Source organism: Gemmatimonadota bacterium (assembly GCA_026705765.1).
Classification (GTDB): domain Bacteria; phylum Latescibacterota; class UBA2968; order UBA2968; family UBA2968; genus VXRD01.
The window spans coordinates 1-20,598 of record JAPPAB010000042.1; the positions used below are offsets into that span (position 1 = coordinate 1).

At 54.0% G+C, this 20,598-nt stretch carries 14 protein-coding genes; 4 read left to right on the forward strand and 10 right to left on the reverse strand.

Translation table 11 applies throughout. The annotated features are described in order from the left end of the window. Positions 1–151: 151 nt before the first annotated feature. Positions 152–544 (forward strand): hypothetical protein, encoded by a 393-nt coding sequence (locus OXH16_05015; protein ID MCY3680734.1) that lies wholly within the window; start codon positions 152–154, stop codon positions 542–544. A gap of 66 nt (positions 545–610) precedes the next feature. Here the strand turns inward: OXH16_05015 and trmB are convergent, their stop codons facing one another. Genes trmB through OXH16_05035 form a run of 4 tightly spaced genes read right to left on the reverse strand, consistent with a single transcriptional unit; the run spans position 611 to position 5,517 of the window. Next, positions 611–1,639, reverse strand: a complete 1,029-nt coding sequence (gene trmB, locus OXH16_05020; protein ID MCY3680735.1) for a tRNA (guanosine(46)-N7)-methyltransferase TrmB — start codon at positions 1,637–1,639, stop codon at positions 611–613. Between the two features lie 3 nt (positions 1,640–1,642). After that, positions 1,643–2,473, reverse strand: a complete 831-nt coding sequence (locus OXH16_05025) for a phosphoenolpyruvate hydrolase family protein (GenBank protein MCY3680736.1) — start codon at positions 2,471–2,473, stop codon at positions 1,643–1,645. A gap of 17 nt (positions 2,474–2,490) precedes the next feature. Then, entirely contained in the window at positions 2,491–3,699 is a 1,209-nt protein-coding gene (locus tag OXH16_05030; GenBank protein ID MCY3680737.1) for a Tm-1-like ATP-binding domain-containing protein, read from the reverse strand. A 30-nt stretch (positions 3,700–3,729) separates the two neighbouring features. Continuing rightward, positions 3,730–5,517, reverse strand: a complete 1,788-nt coding sequence (locus OXH16_05035; protein MCY3680738.1) for a HEAT repeat domain-containing protein — start codon at positions 5,515–5,517, stop codon at positions 3,730–3,732. Between the two features lie 101 nt (positions 5,518–5,618). Here OXH16_05035 and OXH16_05040 point away from each other — a divergent pair, with 101 nt between their 5' ends. After that, positions 5,619–6,611 carry a hypothetical protein gene (locus OXH16_05040; protein MCY3680739.1) on the forward strand — a complete coding sequence of 331 codons (993 nt, stop codon included), beginning with the start codon at positions 5,619–5,621 and terminating at the stop codon, positions 6,609–6,611. Between the two features lies 1 nt (position 6,612). On the opposite strand, the gene OXH16_05045 is transcribed toward OXH16_05040, so the two are convergent. The 4 genes from OXH16_05045 to OXH16_05060 are packed head-to-tail and all read right to left on the reverse strand — an operon-like array spanning position 6,613 to position 12,443. After that, complete coding sequence (locus OXH16_05045; protein ID MCY3680740.1) at positions 6,613–8,163, reverse strand: tetratricopeptide repeat protein; 1,551 nt, start codon at positions 8,161–8,163, stop codon at positions 6,613–6,615. A 13-nt stretch (positions 8,164–8,176) separates the two neighbouring features. Then, entirely contained in the window at positions 8,177–9,133 is a 957-nt protein-coding gene (locus tag OXH16_05050; protein ID MCY3680741.1) for a fatty acid desaturase, read from the reverse strand. 14 nt (positions 9,134–9,147) lie between these two features. Further along, positions 9,148–10,017: a UbiA family prenyltransferase gene (locus OXH16_05055; GenBank protein MCY3680742.1), complete on the reverse strand. Its 870-nt coding sequence runs from the start codon at positions 10,015–10,017 to the stop codon at positions 9,148–9,150. A gap of 8 nt (positions 10,018–10,025) precedes the next feature. Continuing rightward, on the reverse strand, positions 10,026–12,443 hold the full coding sequence (locus OXH16_05060; protein ID MCY3680743.1) for a GWxTD domain-containing protein: 2,418 nt from the start codon (positions 12,441–12,443) through the stop codon (positions 10,026–10,028). Positions 12,444–12,613: 170 nt separating this feature from the next. Here OXH16_05060 and OXH16_05065 point away from each other — a divergent pair, with 170 nt between their 5' ends. Together OXH16_05065 and OXH16_05070 are read left to right on the forward strand one after the other, a co-directional pair. Next, the gene (locus OXH16_05065; GenBank protein MCY3680744.1) at positions 12,614–14,632 is read left to right on the forward strand and encodes a tetratricopeptide repeat protein; all 2,019 of its coding nucleotides are present in this window, start codon (positions 12,614–12,616) and stop codon (positions 14,630–14,632) included. Next, entirely contained in the window at positions 14,629–16,245 is a 1,617-nt protein-coding gene (locus OXH16_05070; protein ID MCY3680745.1) for a CRTAC1 family protein, read from the forward strand. The genes OXH16_05065 and OXH16_05070 overlap by 4 nt, the downstream gene beginning before the upstream one ends. A 2-nt stretch (positions 16,246–16,247) precedes the next feature. Here OXH16_05070 and OXH16_05075 read toward each other — a convergent pair whose 3' ends face one another. Both OXH16_05075 and OXH16_05080 read right to left on the reverse strand, forming a co-directional pair. Then, positions 16,248–18,200: a hypothetical protein gene (locus tag OXH16_05075; protein MCY3680746.1), complete on the reverse strand. Its 1,953-nt coding sequence runs from the start codon at positions 18,198–18,200 to the stop codon at positions 16,248–16,250. 18 nt (positions 18,201–18,218) lie between these two features. Beyond that, a complete protein-coding gene (locus tag OXH16_05080) occupies positions 18,219–20,597 on the reverse strand; it encodes an FG-GAP-like repeat-containing protein (GenBank protein ID MCY3680747.1) in 2,379 nt (792 codons plus the stop codon). Between the last annotated feature and the right edge of the window lies 1 nt (position 20,598).

Consider the following 20,598-nt stretch of genomic DNA (forward strand, 5'->3'; position numbering starts at 1 on the left):
CAGAGACCACAATGCTGCGATAAACATATTGACGTTGGGGCTACAACGTCAGGCGGATTGACCGCCAAGAAGCCCACAGGCTTTAGCCGTGGGAGTAGTCACCTGCCACGTTAACTGTGCCTTCGATTTTACCTCTGAAGAGATTCGACTGATGCGGGAAAATCTCGCCGAACGGGAGACACTCTACACCGATTTGTGCGCCTGGGACCACGCGAATTACGGACTCGATGAACATTGGATTCGGGCTGATCCCTATGAGCAGGAAGTGGGGTCAAAGCACTCCGTCAATTTGCAGATCTATTTCACCAACCATTCCGAAGAGGCGCGGCGAACTGGGTGTTGCCCCGTCTTGCCGGAATCGTGGGATATCCGCCTGCCGCAACAAGAGATAACAATTCCCGCCAAACAAGAGGGGCATATCAATTTCACCATACCTATTCCGGAGGGAAATCACGCCCGGTCCCAACGTCTGATCATTCCGATAGAAGTGACCTATGATGGGCGTTTACTCGGGCAGTTTCGCGAAGCGGTTCTGGTTTTTTAGTCTTCCAATATCAGACCATCACGCCGTGCGAAAAGTATCGGTGTTTCTGCTGCGCTACCATTCTCCTCATAGACCTACGGTACTCGATGCGAGCCACAGATGGGGATGTGTTTCCAGGATCAGATCTGCCACTTTTTGTACTGCTTTTTTCACCCCCCAGGTGGGGCGCGGCTGACCCATCGGCGCCAGTTTGATCAATAGCTGATTGTTTTTGCGAAATAAGAGGGATATGCCGAAGTACTGGGCGAGTTCTCCTTCGCGTACCATAACTGAGATGAGGCCGTGATTGTCGGGCTGTTGGCAGTAGAGGTCTGTCATTTTGATCACGACCTGTGTATTCCGATGGGTTTCGCGCCACACTTGATCTGTGGCGTGTTCGATAAGGCTCAGTATTTCTTCGCGATGGTATTCGCCTTCTAATACGATATTTGGCATTTTCCCTACCTTTTGAATGTGCGTTTCGACTGATGGTTCCGATTTTTGACGCCAGACAAAATAGTGGATGGGTACGCCCGCATCTATGGCTTTTTGTTCGTATTTGGTTGGGGTGCGTCCGGGTAACTGGTGAACAGATGGGGTTTCGTAAATGGATTGCAGGTGCGATTGTCGCGACAGTACGTCGGTGACCCACGTTGCGTAATCTGCGTGATCTGTCGCTATGGTTACTGCGCCACCCGGTTTTAATCGTTCGGCCAGTATTTTTATAAACGCATCTTGAATCAGACGCCGATTGTGGTGTCGCTCTTTGGGCCATGGATCTGAAAAATTGATCCATATTTCCGATAGGGATTGCGGGGCAAATACGTGTTGTAATAAATATGCGGCATCGCCCTCTATTGCGCGCACGTGATTTAATTTCAGGGCGTTTAATCGCTTGAACAATCGGCGCATGGATCCCCAGGCGCGTTCGATCCCGACAAAACACGCATCGGGACGCGACGCTGCCATATCGGATAGGAAATGTCCATTGCCAAATCCAATTTCGAGGACGAGGTCGCCTGGCCGATCAAAAATTTGCGGCCAGTCTATCGGCCAATCCAGTTGCAGCCATGGGACTGTGTATTTTTGTATTTCCTCGCTCAGCGGTAGCGACATGATTTACCTGCGGATTTCGGTAAAGCGTTTGACCTGAGCCGTCATAGCCACTTCCGTCGGCAGACGTTCCATTGAGCTGGCGCCGTAAAAGCCATCGACTTCGGGGACCCGTTCGAGGATATAAGAGGCGTCTTCTGGTTCGGCAATAGGCCCGCCGTGGCAAAGCGTGATGACATCGCCTCGAATTGACTTGCAGGCATTGCAAATTGCCTTTACTTCTTCCACGCAGTCGTCGAGGGTTTTTGCCGTGTGCGCGCCAATTGTGCCTTTGGTTGTCAATCCCATGTGCGCCACGACGATATCGGCACCTGCTTCTGTCATGAGTTGTCCTTCTTCGACATTGAACGCATAGGGCGTTGTGAGCATGTCCATTTCACGGGCAGCCGCGATCATTTCCACTTCGAGGTGGTAGCCCATTCCGGTTTCTTCCAGATTGGCGCGAAATAATCCGTCAATGAGTCCTACGGTTGGAAAATTTTGGATTCCCGCAAAGCCCAGGTCTCTCAGTTCCCGCAAGAAGTGATCCCGCAACATGAATGGGTCTGTTCCATTCACCCCGGCGAGTACGGGTGTGTGTGTTACTGCTGTGATGACTTCATAAGCCATTTCTTTGACTATTTCGTTGGCATTGCCATAGGCCAGGACGCCCGAGAGCGATCCTCGTCCCGCCATGCGATAGCGTCCCGAGTTGTAAATTACAATGAGATCAATGCCGCCCGCTTCTTCGCATTTTGCCGAGATTCCCGTGCCAGCACCACCGCCGATGATCGGCAGTCCATCTGAATTTTTTTTTCGCAGGCGTTCTAATATTGATGTTCGGCTCTCTGCTGCCATTGTTGTCTCCTTGTGTTTTATCGTATTTCCTGGAAACTCGCTACCAGTGCTGCTGCAAATTCCGGGTCGTTGATATTGTTCGCCAGCCGTTTGGTCTGTCGATTTTCCGTTTGTTCGATGCGCGCTTCCAGGGTTTCAAATAATGCCTTATCTGCATCCGGATCGTGAAAGGGCTGTCCTTCATCGTCGATTAACGATACGCCGTTTTCTGGAATTAGTATTTGAATTGGGACAGTTGATCGGTTCAATTTGTTCGCTATCCATTCGGCAAATTGGCGGTTTTCATCTGCTGTTGTCCTCATTAATGTGACCTGTGCGTTGTGTACGTGGAGTGTGCGGTTTTTAAATTGTTCGGGGACGGTTTCTACGGCACCAAAATTTACCATGTCGAGCGCGCCCAAGCTCACGACATAAGGTATTTCGCGGGCGAGAATGCAATCCATTCGCTCAGGTCCGGCGGGGAATACGCCGCCCACTACTTCGTCGGCCACTTCGGTTGTGGTGATATCCAGAACGCCGTCGATCATTCCGCTTTCGACCAGTTTTTCCATTGCCTGTCCACCCGTTCCTGTGGCGTGAAATACCAGGCAATCATATCCGTCTTTTTCCAGTGCTTCGCGGACCATGGTTACACACGGCGTTGTTACGCCAAACATGGTCATTCCAAGCGTGGGTTTGTCTTCGGCCTCTGCAACGGTGTTTACGACCATTCCCGCTATTGCATGCGCTGCATTGCCCAGTACTTGCCGCGATACGCGGTTGATTCCGGCTACATCTACCACGGAGTACATCATCGCTATATCGCAACACCCCACATAAGGCTCGGTGTTGCCACTGGCGACGGTGGATACCATGACTTTGGGTACGCCAATGGGCAATGCTTGCATTGCTGGCGTGATGAGTGCTGTGCCCCCGCTGCCCCCGATGCCAATAATACCCGTTACGTCGCCTTTGGCGTATTCTTGTAGTAAGTAGGCGCACAGTGCTTCTCCCATCGCTGTTACGGCTTCGCCCCGGTCCGTATGTCCGATTACTGCGCCCGTTCCGCCCGCGTGACAGGCGGCTATGGTTTCCCGCGATACATCCGGCGTTCCGCCCTGTGCGTCGCTCTGCGTGCCTACATCTACGACTGTTACCTCTGCGCCCGCGTTTTGGATGCATTCGGCGACATATCCGATTTCTTCACCTTTGGTATCCATTGTTGCTATTGCGTAAATACTGCTCATGATACTCTCCTCAATTTGATAAGTGGCTTTTTAGCTGCTGTTGTTCCATCGTATATTACCCGGTTCGGGAGAAGATAGCAATATCATTCCCTGCCTGCGCGCCCAATTGTGTGCGGCTCTGGCGAGCGCGGGGTGGTCGGCATTTAGATATGTTAGAGCTATTTCCTCGGTGCCATACTGATGCAGGGCCTGGACGAGCAGGGGTTCTGCTTCGGATATCCCATTTCGGATGAAGAAGGCGTGCGCGGCTGCTATAATCATCGTGCGTTTATGTTCCATGGCTTGCAGGAGTTTCTGGCTCGCTCTTGGCGTGGCAATCTCTCCCAGGGCTTCGGCAGAGCGCCATTGCACTTCTGGCTCGGGATGGTCGATGTGTTCCAGAAAATAGGTTTCTATCTGGAGAGTCGCTTCTCGTTCCCGCCAGTTGGTATCCAGGCGGTCCAGCACCCGCACCATTCGTCGCGCCCATATTCGTCCTTTTCCGATAATCGAGATGAGGGAATCCGCCACAGACGAATCGCCGATTGATCCCAGGGCATCGGCCGCTGCCCAGCGCACTTCGGCTGACTGATCATTCAGCATTTTCAACAGGGGAGCGATGGCACCGCGGTCTCCAATCTCTCCCAAGGCCTCGGTCGCAATGCGCCGAGCCTGTACCGATGTATCGTCTAATTGCTCAGTTAGCAAAGCCGTTGCACGGGGGTCCTTCAGTACACCCAGAGTTTGTATTGTTCCCAGGCGAAATACGCCTTGTTCTGTATTGGACAGGATGGTCATGAGTGGTTCGACGGCGCGTATATCGCGCAGTTCGCCCAGTGCCAGTGCAGCAGTTGAAACGATGCCGGGATCACGATGTTCGAGGGCTTTTACCAGTGGTTCGACGGCTCGTGTATCGCGCAGTTCGCCCAGTGCTTTTATAGTGATGTACTGCATCTGGATATTTGGGTCTTTTAGTGTCTCGAGCAGGGATGGTACTATCCGGGCGTCTCCGATCTGTCCCAGGGCCTCGACAGCCTGTATCCGCGCCATCAGGTCTCCGTTCGCCAGTTGTGCGACAAAAAAGTCCATGGTAGCACCCGCACGCGTTTTCCATTCGGCATCCATTTCCGATAGTACCTGAACTACCTGGTAGCGCGATTGGTTTGGCATTTTCAATCCGTCAATCAGGCGATTGATCGCCTCTTCAGCCGGTGCAGAAGTTTGCCACGATGGATCGATGGTGTTGAGTGCTCCCACCATTACCCGACGCAGTTCTCCATCCGCCTGTGGCAGGGCGTTAATCAGAGGGGCGAGAGCCTGTGGATTTTTTGTGCGGGCGAGGGTCAGTGCGGCTACCCACCGCATGTCGCGTGTTCTATCGGTCAGCGCGGTGGTCAGTGCCTTTACGGATCGGTCGCCTCCTGCGGTACCCAGACTTTGAATTGCGCCCAGGCTCAGGGGCCCTTCTCGCTCTTGCGCGATCCGCAGCAAGGTTTCTACAGCCTTTTCGCCTCCGATATTGCCCAGGGCTTCGACTGCGGTCAGGCCAACCATGACATTTGGGTCGTGAACAATCGCAATTAGCGAATCCACTGCCTGCCGATCTCCCAATTTACCCAGGGCTTCGCTTGCGGCCAATCTTACCTGTGGTTCTCGGTCTTTCAGAGTTTGGATGAGGGCTGGGACCGCGCGTCGATCACCTATTTCTCCTATCTGTATTGCTGCGCGGGCGCGCTCTGCAGCATTGGGATGCTCCAAAATTTGTACCCATTCGTCGGCTTTGGAAGCGCAGCCCAGGAAGACCAGAATAATCAGCCATAAACTGCTTTTAGTGTTCACACAAGTCTCCTGAAAAAGGCTTAGTGTCTTATGTTGACAGCGACTACCCGCTGCGGTATCATTGGGTATCCACAAACTGTTTGTCGATGGGGAATGCGTTCATGAATCGGTTTTTACAGATTTGGTTGGTCTGTTTCGCGGTCGCCTGTGGTTCGTCCGATAAGGGTCTTGATCCCGAAGAAGTTCCCACTTTTTCCGAAGGCGATATTTTGCTCACAGATGCCGCCCAGCGCGCGCTTTTTCGCATCCATCCCGGTACTGGAGATCGCACCGTTGTCAATGACCGCATCGGCGGTGTTCCCCGGCAGATCGCCCGGGATGCCAATGGCGACCTTCTGATGGCTCTCTCTGGAAGCGGTCTGCCCATTGTCCTGCGGTTCGATGTCCGAACGGCCGAGCTTTTTATCGTGTCTTCAGGCGGTAGCCCCGTTGATCCCAATGTCCCGATTATCGGTTCAGGTCCCGCGTTTTTGGGACCGGTCGGTCTGGTGCGCGAATCATCTGGACAACTCCTGGTCGGCGATCAGCCATCTGCTACTATTTTTCGCGTTGATCCCAATAGTGGAGATCGCACAGTTGTCTCTGGTCCCGGTCGAGGTGATGGACCACCCTTTACTGGTCGCATCAAGCAGTTTGCCCTGGATGCCGATGGCAATCTCCTATTGGTGGTTGGCTCAGTTTCGCAGGGAGGCGAGGGGCGTATTTTCCGCATTGATCCCAATAGTGGTGACCGCGCGGTTGTCTCTGGTCCAGAAATGGGTGAGGGACCCCGATTGATGGATCCGGAAGGGATTGTTCTGAGCACCCTTAACACCATTTTTGTCACGGATATCGGCCAGGCCGCTGTTATCCGAGTTGATCCTCTCAGTGGTGACCGCACCATTATTTCAAGCCCTTTTATGGGTGGGGGTGAGTTGCCCGATATTCCCTCTGGTCTCGCTTTTAATGCGCTTGACCAACTCCTGGTGGCTGATCGCACCGTTATCTACCGCGTGGATATCAATACTGGCGATCGCACGGTTATTTCTGCACCGATTATTGGTCAGGGCGAACCCTTTCTGGTCGCGGATGATATTTTTGTGATTAAGAATTGATTTATCTGACCTTTTTGTTCTGAATCATTTGCAGGCCGTGCCGTGCGTCCGGATGGGTTGGGTCGATTTGAACCGCGCGTTCGAAATACACCTGTGCCGAGTCTGTGCGGCCCTGATTGAGCAATAGCGTTCCCAACCTCACATGGCCATCGTAGAACCGGGGCGCCAGTTCGATTGATCGGCGAAATGCCGCTTCTGCACCTGTCGTATCCCGGAATCTTTCCAGAGCCATCCCCAGATCGTAATGCGCTGTGAAAAGCGTGGGTTCCAGGTCGAGGGCTTTTCGAAACTGGGCAATGGCAAGGCCGAGAAATCCCCGCCGGTCCAGTGCATATCCGATTTGCAAATAGGCTTCTACATCTCCGGGAGCCAGCGCGTCGGCTGCTGCTTGCTCTCTCGCGGCCAGATCCATCCGATTATTTCCCGCATGGCGTGCTGCTCGCTCCAGGTGCATCATATAGACTTCGCACTGTCGGCTCAATGCCACTCCCGAGCGATAAACGCCCAATCCGATGCCCACAAATAATGCGACCACGCCGATGCGGAAAAGCCATTGATCACCCCACCAGGCACGGCCTTGCAGGAATAAGACTGCGGCTACCGGTGATGTGACAAAACCCGCACCAAATCCCTCAGCTATCCAGGCGACAACCGCAGAGGCCAGAATCCATGGCATGGATACTTTTGGCAATGCCATAAGACATAGCAGGGCGAGGGGGATCAGCGAAATTAGCAGGTCTGGTCGTCCGCCAATGCCCACCTGCGCTACGATCATCACCGCTGTGAACAGTCCTATGCACACCCACATCAATTCGTGCCGCGACCTGCGCCTGTTTTCGGCTGTTTCCACGGTTGTGGAGGCTGTACCGGTCAGCGCCAGTACGCCCAGCGTCAGGATGCTTATCCAGTGCCAGAGTACAAAGGGTTGTGTGGGTACCGCGCGTGAAATCGGCTCGGAAAACAGGTGTAAGAACATGTGAAAAAGAAATACGCCCCACAGCGCGTGCGCCCAGACCCTGCGCCGATGGGGCGTACAGAATACCAGAAAAAAGGGGATAAAGAACTCGAATCCCACCGCAAACCACTCCGCTATTCCCACAGTGGGCACACCTGCAAAGAAACGATTGTGCGTCGGTATGCTCCACAGCCACCAGCCCGCGGCTGCCGCTCCGCCTTCTACCCCATATCCAACTGCCGCCATTCCCACGCAGGTCATTCCCACCGTGGCCATCAAATCGCCTTTAAGTGCGGGTATTCGCGCCAGCACCCGCTCAGCGAGCCACCAGCTCACATAGAGGGCAAAAATCCATCCGATTACCGCCTGTAAAGACGCTGAAAATATCTGCACTACCGGCTGCGTGAATACATAGGGCATCACGCCCCCCTGCGATTCGACTGTGATCCAGTGAATCACATTTCCCCGCACGACGCCAAATAGAAATGCCGAGATAAAAAAACTCAGCGCAATGCGGCGACCTCGATGGGACCAGGCGTGCCACATCAGCAGGGCTATTGCCACGGCAGAGGGCACAAAAAGCAGAAGCGTTTTCATGGCGCCTCTTGTTTTATATTATGAGATTCGACTGCGTATGGGGTGCGTGGTTTTTGATAAACCAGAGATAGAGCACCTGACTGTAGGAAAAAAATACCATCTGTTTTCGTTGAAAAAAGGGTTTCAGTTCTTTTTGCAATTTCCGCAGGTTGTAAAATGGCACGCCCGGGAAGTAGTGATGTTCCAGGTGGTATGTCGAAAACAGATAGAGAAAATTCCACATCCAATTGGATCGCATGAGGGTTGTCCAGTTGGCGATTTCATCCGGGTTTATCACATAGTGCTGTCCCAACCGGTTGACAGTAAATGCAATGGGAAAGATAAAAAATACTGGAACGAGATGCGCTTTGAAAGCAAACCACGGGTCCAGCGTCCAGAACCACGTCAGGATTCCCAGGTGCAGGATGATTCCCACTGTGCGTTCTCGTTTGATCTGGCGGCATAGTTGCTCTGGATAGCTTTTGAAGGTTTCGGCTACTGCCCGAAAATAAATGGGGAATAGCATTGGCGTGCAGTAAAGCAGTTTGAACCACGGCGAATTGATGCGGGGGGACAGGTGCGCGCGTTTGGGGTCGGCGTGCGTCGAACCCAGGTGGTCGTGGTGGTCCAGATGCCACCGCTTGAACTGCGAAAATGCCAGTCCGGAAATCCATCCGTACACGAGTCCCAGGAGGTCGTTGAGGCGGGGCTTCTTGCGGAAAATGCACCGATGTACGGATTCGTGTAGTAAAACGGAGAAGCTGAAAATCGCGAATCCCAATAGTACGCTTGCGGGAAACCAGGCCCAGAACGAATCGACGTGGTAAATCCAGATGGGTAGCCCGACCAGCAGCGCTGTCTGCCGAAAAGCGATCCAGAAGTGTCGCCAGGGCCGCCTCCGGTGCAGGTCTGTTAGCCGTTCCTCTGGTATTGCCGCTCGCAGTTCCCGGTTTAAGTCTCGCGCATGGTCGTGATACGTCGGTTCCGCCATTGCAAACCTCCGCGTTATCCGATTGCAAATACGCACACAAACCCCACATGTCCCGCCATCAATAGCAAATACATGTGTTTCCAAGAAATGTGATTGGATTCAAATGTCAATGCTTCGGGGCGCTTCAACATCAACCAGCCGACATACCCTCCCCAAAGTGCCAGAAAGCCCAGCCACTGCGCGCTCGATGGCACCCATTCCCACATCGCGCCAATGGGAATGAGCGCAAAAGGCAATACCAGAAAAGGCAGTATCATCCACGCTGCTCGCCGAGGTCCCAATAGTACGGGTAGGGTGTTCATGCCGTAGGCGCGGTCTCCTTCCACATCTGCGAAATCTTTGGTGTTGCTGGCTCCAAATACATAGAGGCCGAATACCAGGCCCACAAACCAGGGTGCCGGGTGCCATATAGGTTCCACAGCCGCCCATCCCCCTATGGGTAGCAAACACCCCCGTCCAAATCCCAGTGCCAGGCTCGAAGAGAGTGCGTGTCGTTTCAGCCGCAAGGGCGGAGCTGAATAGGCCAGTGTGAGCAATGCGCCCACCGCGAAGATGCCCAGCAGCCGGGGATGGACGAGATAGGCGAGACCGAGGGCGATGATATAGCACGCGGTTCCCAGCAGTGCTGCCCCGCGCATGGATACGCTTCCCGAAGGCATGGGGCGGGTGGGTTTGTTGATCCGATCAATTTCCAGGTCGCAGCACTGGTTGATGATGTTTGATCCCGCATTCAGGATTGTAACAGCCAGTGTGCCTACCAGGCCTGCTGTTGGGATCTCTCCGCCGGTAGCCATTGCCGATCCCGCGAGAAATCCCACGGCAGGTGCCAGTAGTGTGAAGGGTCTCGCGAGTACCACAAAGGCGCGGAATCCATTTTGTTCCATAGAATTGCTCATTGGCTTTGAGCCTTTGCTTCCACGACGTAAAAACGAGCTGTTTTGAACACTTCAATGTCGCGGTTTAGATCTTTTACGGCGACGACTACTTCGTGTTGGCCAGGTGCGATGTCTCCCAAATCCAGTTCTACAAAATTCTCACTTTTCGTTTGCGTGCCTGTCTGCTCATACCGAATCGTCACTTCTTCTCTGTTACCGCCCGATAGCATCTGGCCCAGTCCGGACAGCGCGCGGATCAGCAGCGGCGTATGGTTGGCGTCCCGCACTGTATAGGCGACTTCGTAGCGCGTCTGTCCAAATGAATCGCGCAACAAGTTGTAGATTTCAAAATAAATAAAAAATGATGTTTCCTGATAAAATATCCGACCCGGTGAGGGATCTACCCGGAAGCCCGATCTCACAAACTGGCCCGTGGTTCCCGAATCTACCTGAGCCACTGCGCGGGCTACTTGAATGCCGCTGACCATCAGTGTATCCCTGTTGTATGAATCTACCGGTACAGATTTTTGATAAACGCCCATCAAGTCCGCTTCTGGGCGCCAGACTTGAACGGCGAGCATATAATCGCCCGGAGGTACATCCAGTGGAAATTCTTCTACCAGTACGGATCTGCTACCTCGCGGTGCCATGACTTCGACATTGCCCTGTACGCGATAGACTTTTCCAGAGCGCTCGTCGATCAGGGCTACCCGCCGCTGCACCCGCGCCGTGTCGCTGGCATCCTGTACATAGAGGTTGCGGGTGGGTACTCCCATAAATACCCGAATTTCTGTATTGTTGTCTGTTCCCTTAAAATCCACTGTATCAAAATGAAAATCCAGTGGTTCGTAATAACTGATGTTATAGACCTCGGGTATATCCCGGGTGATGCGGGGCATGAAGGTGGCAGGCGAATATTCCGAGAACAGTCGCGATATCCGCAGGGTTTGGTCGTGCCCAACCCGTTCCAGGCGGTCTCGATCTTCTGTGGTCAGAACGGGCGGCGGCGCGTAATCGTAACGCCCGGAGGTAAATTCGTCGGTAAATACCACTTCGATGCCTCCGCCGATGCGGGTGTAAAACCACACTTCCCACTTTACGGTCATTCCGGCAATGCCCGTTGTCACGGGTTTGTACCCGTAAAATCCCAGGGTGTCTTCAGCCGCCATGCCCGCGCGGGCTTGCATGGAGCCTTCAAAGGGCATGCGGGGCAGGTCGTCCAGTTCGGGGTTGTCTTCGTCGATGATGTTTATAAATCGTTCTGTTCGCACCGGATATACAGGTCCCAGAAATGTGTGGTGTACACCATCGGGGCCATAGAGCCGGCGGGCGAGTTCTGTCTGGATGATTCCGACAGATTGGGGTATGTTGAGGTTTAATGAGCGGGATGTGGAGCGGTGGTCTGGCTCCCCGTAGCGGATATAGACCTCCCCTCGCCGATCATAGGGAAATTGCTTTCGTCCGTAGTTTTCCCGCGCATAGAGTACCCGTCGATAGTGTTCGCACCAGCGCATCAGTCCACCACTGGCTTTCAGGGGGTCTTTTCTCAGCCAGAATCGGCGCAAAAAATCTCTACGCCGCTCTGGTGGGGTCTGCCGATAGGTCTCTGCTTCTCTGGGTGTTGCTACTATCGATATGTCCCAGTAGAGTCCTCCCTCCTCCTCGGATAGTGTGGATATGTACTCTTCAAAAGCGATGAGCGCGTCTTCAAAATTGCCCCGCTCCATGAGTATTTGGCTCAGGATCGCATAGCCTCGAGGATCTTCCAGTCTGCCCAGCAGGCGTTCGGCTTCTGTCTTTTTGCCCGATTCGGCCAGGCTGCGGATAAACAAATAGGCCGCTTCCTGGTCTTTGGGCTGGCGCTTGAGGTACTGGTCGTAATAATAAACCGCTACCTGGTCCAATTTGTCGTCATTGTAGAGTTGGCCAAGAAGCAGGTATCCCGGTGCGTATTCGGGGTCGATCTGGATCGCCCGTCCCGCCGCTTTTACGGCATCCCCTGTTTCGGATATTCGATAGAGGCGGGCGAGATGGTAGTACATTTTTGCCCGGGTCGAATCCAGTGCTACGGCTCTTTGCAAATGGGGGCGGGCACCCCGCCAGTCGTTTTTCAGGTCCAGGTAGGCCAGTCCCATACCCAGGTGCGCCTCTACCCATCCCGAATCGGCCTGTACTGCTTTGCGAAATGCTTTGATAGCGTCGTCGGCCTGTTTAGATTGGAGGTGAAGCTGTCCGATCAAGGTCAGTACCCGCGCAGGCTGGGGTTGTTGTTCGGCGATTTTTTCCAGGTCGTCAATGGCCTGTTTTACACTGTCTTTGTGCGCGGCCTGTAATGCCCGGGTATAAATCGACTCGGCGTCCTGGGCGTGTACCGTTTCGGTCCCGCATAATCCCAGAAAAAGGCCGATCGCGAGATAAAAATGATAATTTTTCATTGTGTTGTGTTCACCAGAGATGTGATTCTCTGCAAGATGTTTATAGAGTATAACAAAAAAACAAAATGGAATCGCTGTTTTTTCCGGGTGGTATCTCTGCGGGTAAGGCTGCAATTGCATTTTTTTCTCACACGCCTTAGATTGTGGATTGAACTGTCCAGGAGCTTTTCATGCGCGTCATTATTCTATTTTTTATTTTGTTGGTGCCCCTGTCGGCTCACAGTCGTCCGGTGGTCGCGGTTTTGCCTTTTGAAGAGGCGAATACCGATTGGCTCTCGGAGGGTATGGCCTGGAGTTTGTCGGATAAGCTCCGCCGCGTGTCGGGGCTGCAAATGGTCGATGCTGATCGGCTGAATGCCGCTTTGTCTAAATATCAGACGCCTGTGCAAATTGGCCAGTCGGCAGGTGCAACACTGGTCCTGTACGGTGCCTGTCGGCTGCAGAGAGACCAGCTCCAGATCTCCGCCCGCGTTTTGCGGGTTGATACCGATGATATTATGGAACTGGGAGAGGTGTCCGGTCCTCTTGAGTCCCTTTTTGCCCTGCAGGACAGTGTGATATACCGCTTCCTGGACGGTGTTGATCTCAGTTCCACCGTCATCGAATGGGAGGCGATTCTTCGCAGACCCACCCGATCTGTTCGGGCTTATGCCCACTGGGTGCGCGCCCGGCGTATGCTGACTGGCAATGCCGAGGACCCGGATGTTGTGCGCGATTATCTCGGTCGCGCCCTTGCCGAGGATGCCGATTATGCCGATGCCCATAGCCACCTGGGTTTGCTCTTTGTCGCGCAACGCCGGTTCAAAGAGGCGCTCGATGCTCTGCAGACGGCGGTTCGTCTCAAGCCTGATGATCCTCTGACCCGCTACAACCTGGGGGTGACTTATGCCAGTTTAGGGCAGCCTCATAATGCAGCTATTGCGTTTCGGGACGCGATTCGCCTCATGCCTGATGATCCCATTACTCACTACAATCTGGGTATTCTATACCATCTTCAGGACAATCACGAGGCCGCTATTGCGCCTTTGCAGACGGCGGTTCGTCTCAAGCCCGATTTCGCGGTTGCTTATTTGACGCTGGGCATTGCGCTGGCGAATACGCAATCCCTCACCCGCGCAGAAGATGCGCTGAAAGAGGCGATTCGCCTGTCTCCCGAAAATGCCGATGCGCACTACAATCTGGGCGTTGTCTATATCGAGATGGGGCATGGCGATCAGGCTACCGAAGTTTTAGAGCAGGCTATCTCGCACAATCCAGAGCACGCCGATGCCCATTTTAATCTGGGGCGCGCTTATGAGGCACTGGGTCGCTATGATGAAGCGGTCGCTGCCTTCAAACAGGCGGCTCAATTCAATCCCGATTATGCCGATTTGCACTTTAATCTGGGTATTGCCCATACCGAGGCCGGGCGTTTTGAGGAGGCTATTCGCACCCTGCACACTGCCCGCCGGATCTATCCGCGAGATCCGCTTATCTATCACAATATGGGTATTGCGTATCGAAATGCCGCGCGTTTTGAAGAGGCGGAAAATGCTTTTCGAGAAGCGCTCCGTCTCAATCCCCATCTGGCTGATATTCACCTGTCTCTGGGTAGCCTGCAACTGGATATGGGGCGCTATGAGCAGGGTCTTTCATCCATTCGAGAGGCTGTGCGCCTGACGCCCAAAAATGCCGATGCCCACCGCTATCTGGGCGAGGCTCTGGCTTATTTGAAACAGTATCCGGATGCGGTTCAGGCTTTCCGAAAAGCCATTGAGCTTAAGGGCGACGATGGAGACGCCCATCTCAGTCTGGGTATGATCTATTTGCAGGCTGGACAAAAAACTGCGGCTGCATCCGCTCTCAAAACGGGTCTTCGACTCAGTCCCGGGCACCCCGATTCTCTGGCTATTGCCCGCGAGATCGCGCGGTTGCAGAAGCGGCCTGAGGAGGTCAGTACTTATCTGAACCGCGCCCGCGCTTTTGAGAATGCCGGGCTTTTGGACGAAGCGATTGATACCTACCGCAGAGCCGCCAGTCTCAGTCCCGATAATGCCGATATTCAACACGCCCTGGGCATGGCCTGCCTGCGGGCGAACCGTCCGGAAGACGCGCTGCTCGCTTTTCGGAAGGTTCTCGGGCTTCGTCCAGATCATCCCGATGCAAATCTCATCCGTGATTTTATCCGCCGCATGGAAGAGGGACAATGACCATGATTCGCGTTGCGTTGTTCCTGTTCCTGCTTTGTGTGCCCCATTCTACCGCCGCTGATGCTATCCGTTTTACTGAGATAGCGGAGAAGGCGGGGATCCATTTTGTCCACAGTACCGGGGCCAGGGGCGGATGGCACTATGTCGAGACGATGGGTTCTGGCTGTGCGCTTTTCGACGCGGATGGCGATGGGGATCTGGATCTCTATCTGGTCAATGGTGCCAATCTGCCCGGGCAACCGGTTCGGGGTCGCAATGCGCTGTATCGCAATGATACGACTAAAGCGATTCGCCTGACTGATATTACCGAATCTTCGGGTGCGTCCGGGCGAGGCTATGGCATGGGGTGTACTGTGGGCGATGCGGATAATGACGGCGATCTGGATCTCTACGTTACCGGCTATCCCGAAAATATTTTGTATGTGAACAATGGCGATGCTACTTTCAAAGACGCTTCACAGCAGGCGAATGTGACCGCAGGCGGATGGAGCGCGGGTGCGGTTTTTTTCGATTTTGAAGCCGATGGAGACCTGGATCTCTATGTGGTGCGCTATCTCGCGTACAATCCCGCCCGCGAGCCGGTTTGCGAACGCAGTGGTGTGCGGACCTATTGCGCGCCGTACCGGTTTCGGGGTGCTCCCGATTTGTTGTATCTGAATAGTGGCGACGGCATATTTGAAGATATTTCTCAGCGGGCTGGTATCGCCGATCCCCGGGGCAAGGGGCTGGGCGTGCTCTCGCTGGATTACGACCGGGATGGCGATATTGATCTCTATATCGCCAATGATACGACGCCCAATTTTCTCTATCGAAATGACGGCGATCGCTTTACTGAGGTCGGTCACAAAGTGGGTGTGGGTTTAAGTGCCTCGGGCCGTCCACAGGCCGGCATGGGCGTGGATGCTGGAGATGTGGATGGCGATGGGCGCACGGATCTTATTGTTACCAATTTTTCCTATGAGTCAAATGCTTTCTATCACCACACAGAACTGGGTGTTTTTGCAGAGGCCAGTGTCCGCCTGGGTCTTGTGGGACCGAGTACTCTTCCTCTGGGTTTTGGCACACATTTCTTTGATGCGGATAGCGATGGGGATCTGGATCTTTTTGTGGCCAATGGTCATATTTTTCCCAATGTATCGGATTTCTCTTCTGCCGAGTCCTACCCTCAGACCGATCAGTTTTTCCGCTATACCGCAGGTGTTTTTGAAGACGTTTCCGAATCGGCGGGTTTCACATTGCCCGCTGTCAGCCGGGGTTCGGCACTGGGCGATATAGATGCCGATGGGGATCTGGATCTGGTTGTGCTCGTCGCCGATGCCCGTCCGCATCTCTACAGGAATGATACGCCGTCTGCCTATCCATGGGTTATTGTTGAGCTAAAGAGCGCGAATCGCAGTGCGATTGGTGCTCGCGTCACCCTTACGGCAGGTGGGCGTACCCAATCTCGAGAGGTGCGAAGTCAATCCGGGTATCTCTCTTCTGGAGATCCGCGTCTCCACTTCGGTCTGGGCGATGCCGAACAGATTGATCGTCTCGATATCTGGTGGCCCTCTGGACGCACCCAAACTCTGAACAATCTGGCTCCGAATCAGATTCTGGTCATTGAGGAATAGGCTTACCACCCGTGTACAAAGTGTCCACTTCCGGGAAACCAGATCGCATCCACGACACTCGATGTTCCCACCCCCAACAGGTATCCCACTACTATTCCATAGGAAAATGGCATCGATCGCCGGTAAAGTCCCACGCCCCCAAATTTGAGCGTTAGTGCTTTGACGAGCCATACGACAAAAATAGCGAATCCGTACGTATGGCTCGGGAAGGCGAGTCCCACCGGGTGAATCGGCCAGGAAGCGAATCGGGTATTCAAGACTGTCAGCAGGCCCGCTTCTCCGACTCCGAATAGCCAGACCAGCAGTTTTTGAAAGTCAAAATATGTGGGTTCTGTCCCTTCAATTATGCCTACTTGTCCCAGCATTACAGTCCAGTCGTACATATAGGCCGCGTTCAGGCCGCCCTCCGTATAACACAAATAAAGCTGGGCACCGCAGGCTATGGCATAGGCGGCGAGCAGAGAGATGGGCAGAGCACATACGACCAGAAAACGGCGCTTCAGGGCTTGTTGCAATAGCCGAAAAAAATGTGGAATGGCCGGTATCGACAGCATTCGACCCGAATGCGCGGCCAGTCCGCCGCGGTTTAACACCATTATCCCCGTCAGGTCGGAGGGAGAAAAATTGGCTGTTCCCAGAAGCGTCTTTAGTATCGGTCCTCCTTTCTGCCCCTGGGGAGATAGAAATACGAATCCCGTGGCTGCCGCGTATTTGGTCACGCCAAAGTAGATCACGAAAAATAGTGAAAGCTGTAGCAGTGCCGCGACGGGTCGCATGTCCAGAGATATCATCCAGCCTGTGAGAAATGTGAATGCCGCGCTGAATCCCAGCCAGGCCGTGCGGTAGGTCACGGGCGTTCCATCGTCTTTGCTCCGGTCGTCTGATAATGCCTTTTGCAGGGTTTCTTTCAGGTGTCCGCGGGCCACCCAGACGGACCAGATCACGAGAAATACCAGTGCGCCGTGCGCCTCCAGCATCCGAATTTCTCCCGAGGTTGCCGCCTGCCCCTGCATGCCCACTGTAAAGCCCGTTCGATCCATCAGTGCTTGTTTGAAAATATTGAGGACAAAAAAGGTCCACACGCTCAGCAGAATATTTAGCGGACACAGGTAGGCCAGCCCCATTAGTAGGGGCTGAATCCTCAGGTATAAGGTTGGAAAATCGCGCCCGATGTGTACGGCTTTGGTCAAATAGTGATCGTAGATCCCAATGCGCGGAATTGTGAGAATAAAATATCCGGCAATATTCCAGAAAATCACACCGGCTGTACACGCAAAACCCATCCAGAAAACGGGCGTTCGGAACACGATGGGCAATCGGTGTGAAGGTTCTTCCCGGAGCAATTCCAGGGGCATGGTTGCCAGGGGAAATGTCAACCGTTCCCGCTCCACCCACTGTTTGTAAAACAACACACTGGCAAAAAAGCCAGCCATTACCAGTGCCACAGTTCCGGCAAACCACCAGAACAGCGGGGTTAGCCAGTTGCGCCACGGAATCGATTCCTCTGATCCCAGTCCTACGTACAGCTTTTCTACCACCATATCTCCCGGCTCAAAAAATAGCCAGCGGGGCATATAGGCTCCCACGACCTCCCAGAATCGGTTTTCCGGTGAAGAAAAAGCGGATGGTGCCGAAATATCTGTGATCAAGTACCCGGCCCAGCCCACTGCCGGTGCGGTGCCCACCATCCAGACCATGCCAAAAATCACCATTACTTCTGTGCGCGATAGGGCAAAGCGAGGCAAAATTAGCTTTAAAATTGTGTTGATTCCCACCCACAATACCAGGGGCAGCAACGCGGTAACGGGCACAAAGCTTTTCATCAGATTTCGCCCGAAGTAGGTCGCGTACAAACACATGCCCGCAATTGTGATCAGCCCCAGTACAAAAGCCCGAATGGTGAGCGATTCAGATGCTGTTGATACTTTTCTTTCAGGTTCCGGTGCCGAAGCCATATTCGCAAATCCCATCTCTCAGGGTATGGGTTCTGTGACATTCACAATTTGTCCCGCGGACAGATTTTCTACGATCTGCACTGTTCCGCTGGGCCAGATCACTTTTAGTCGCGTTGCGTGGTCGGTGTCTCCCAATCCAAAATGGATGGCATAGGGATCGGTTGACCCGAATCCGACGCTTCCGGGTACCTCCCGGAACAGGGTGCGGTTTCCGACTGTCAGGCGCAATTTTGCGCCTATGCCTGATCGATTGCTTTGACGTCCTTGAAGTGCGATCTGTAACCAGCGATTCTGATTTTCCGATTCGTTGCGGTAAAGCGCGTTTTCGAATAGGTCCCCGTGGTACCATCCGCCTTGCGGTGCGTACACATCCAGGTCGCCATCTGCGTCGTAATCGGCAAATGTGATGCCGTGTCCTTTGCCGAGGTGTCCCATTCCCGCGTATTCGGTCAGGTCGGTGAATGTCCCGTTTCCGTTGTTGCGATAAAACCGGTTTGGCTCCAGGCGTCCCAGGTCCGGATCGCCCGTCCCGAAGTATATGTCCAGGTACCCGTCGTTATCTATATCTCCCACATTGCCGCCCATTACGCCGTGGGCATAGATGAATCCCGCTTCGTAGGATACATCTGTGAAGCGCCAGCCTTCGGCCGGGCCCTCGTTGCGGTATAGCTTGGGCGTTGGGTAGGCCGGGTCTGTGGGTGCGGTATAGCCGACCTGTTGTCCCTCTAAGCTCTCTTTGAATCCGGCAAGGCAGGTGGTCAGGATGTCCAGATCTCCGTCGTTGTCGTAGTCGAAGAAGAAGGATACATAGCCCCGAAGTTTGCCGCTTCCGGCGACGTTGGAGGCTTGTGCCACATCGACAAATGTGCCGTCGCCGCGATTTCGATACAGGGCATTGGGCGTCTCAAAGCCGGTTATAAAGAGGTCCAGGTCGCCGTCTAAGTCGTAATCGCCGAAGGCTGCGCCCACTGTGCCCAGGTCAAAATAAAGGCCCGCCTCATCGGTAGTTTCGACAAATGTTCCGTTTCCATTGTTGCGGTAGTGCGCGTTTGAGGAGCCGTCTCCGGCAATGCCATTTGCTATAAATAAATCCAGGTCGCCATCGTTGTCGGTATCGCCCCACAGGGAGACAAATCCCGATCCCCCATCATTTGTGCCCGAAGCTGCGGATACATCGGTGAATTGGTCGCCATCATTGCGGTAGAGCGCGTTTGGACCGGGGCCGGACCACCCGCTGCGGGCGATGTAGAGGTCCAGGTCGCCGTCGTTGTCGTAATCGACGAGATTTCCCGAGAATCCCGAATCCACATCTTTCAGGCCGATCTGATTGCTGATATCCACAAATCGCGTTCCGTCGTTGCGGTAAAATGCGAGGTATGTGTCGCATCCCTGAGCCAGCAGATCCAGGTCGCCGTCGCCGTCGATGTCTCCCCAGGCACTCGGTCCTGCTCCGTCCAATTTGGCTACGCCCAGGTCGCGGGCTACATCTGTAAAGCGCACGGGCTGGGGTGTGTCTGTGGATTCGGGGCGCTGGTCAAAGCGATAATAGGACCACAACGACCAGGGATAACCGCCGAGTTTGTCATAGGCTTGTTTCAGATTCCACTGGGTGCGGAAAAACCATTCGTCTGTTTCGGGGAGGGCGCGCAGCAAATTTAAGAATGTTTCGGCTGATTTTCGATACTGTCCCGCGCGGTAATAGGCTACGCCCAGCCGATCCGGTACGCGGAGGTCCAGGCGGTCCTTTTGCATTTGCATCGCTACTTTCAAGCGTTCAATTGCCGCTTCGTAATCTCCCATTCTCAGAAGGGCGAGGCCAGCCAGATAGCGCGCTTCTGCATCGTTTATGGCGTTATCGGATAATTTATCGGCGTGGTGAAATGCGCGTTCCAGCAAGATGCGGGAGTCGTTCAGGGGCAGGATCTGTCCGCTGCTTCCCATTTTTTGATTTTCAAACCAGATGGTTTCCCCGCCCAGCAAATAGGTGACGTATTCTTTTCGCACGTCCAGCATGAGGGGTTGTCTCGCAAGGGCCGCTTCAAATTGTGCTGCTGCGCGGGCGGGTTCCCGCTGTGATCGGTAAAGCCGCGCGAGCCAGGTTCGCGCTTCAACTGCATCCGGATTGCGGGCTACTGCTCGCTCAAACGCGGTTATCGCTTCGGAGCGGTTTTGGATTGCGAGTACTTTGCCCAGGTGGAGATAGGCCGCACTTCGCGTCGAGTCGATTTGAATACATCGGCGGAACTCGGCTTCAGCCGCTTCGTGCTGCGCCCGCCGCATGCTTTCTATTCCCTGCTGGAGATGCGTGGTATAATCTATTCGCATGCTCGGAGAAGGTGTTTTTTGCTCACCGCATCCGATTGACAGGGCAATCAGTAGCAGAAGGAGTACAATCATG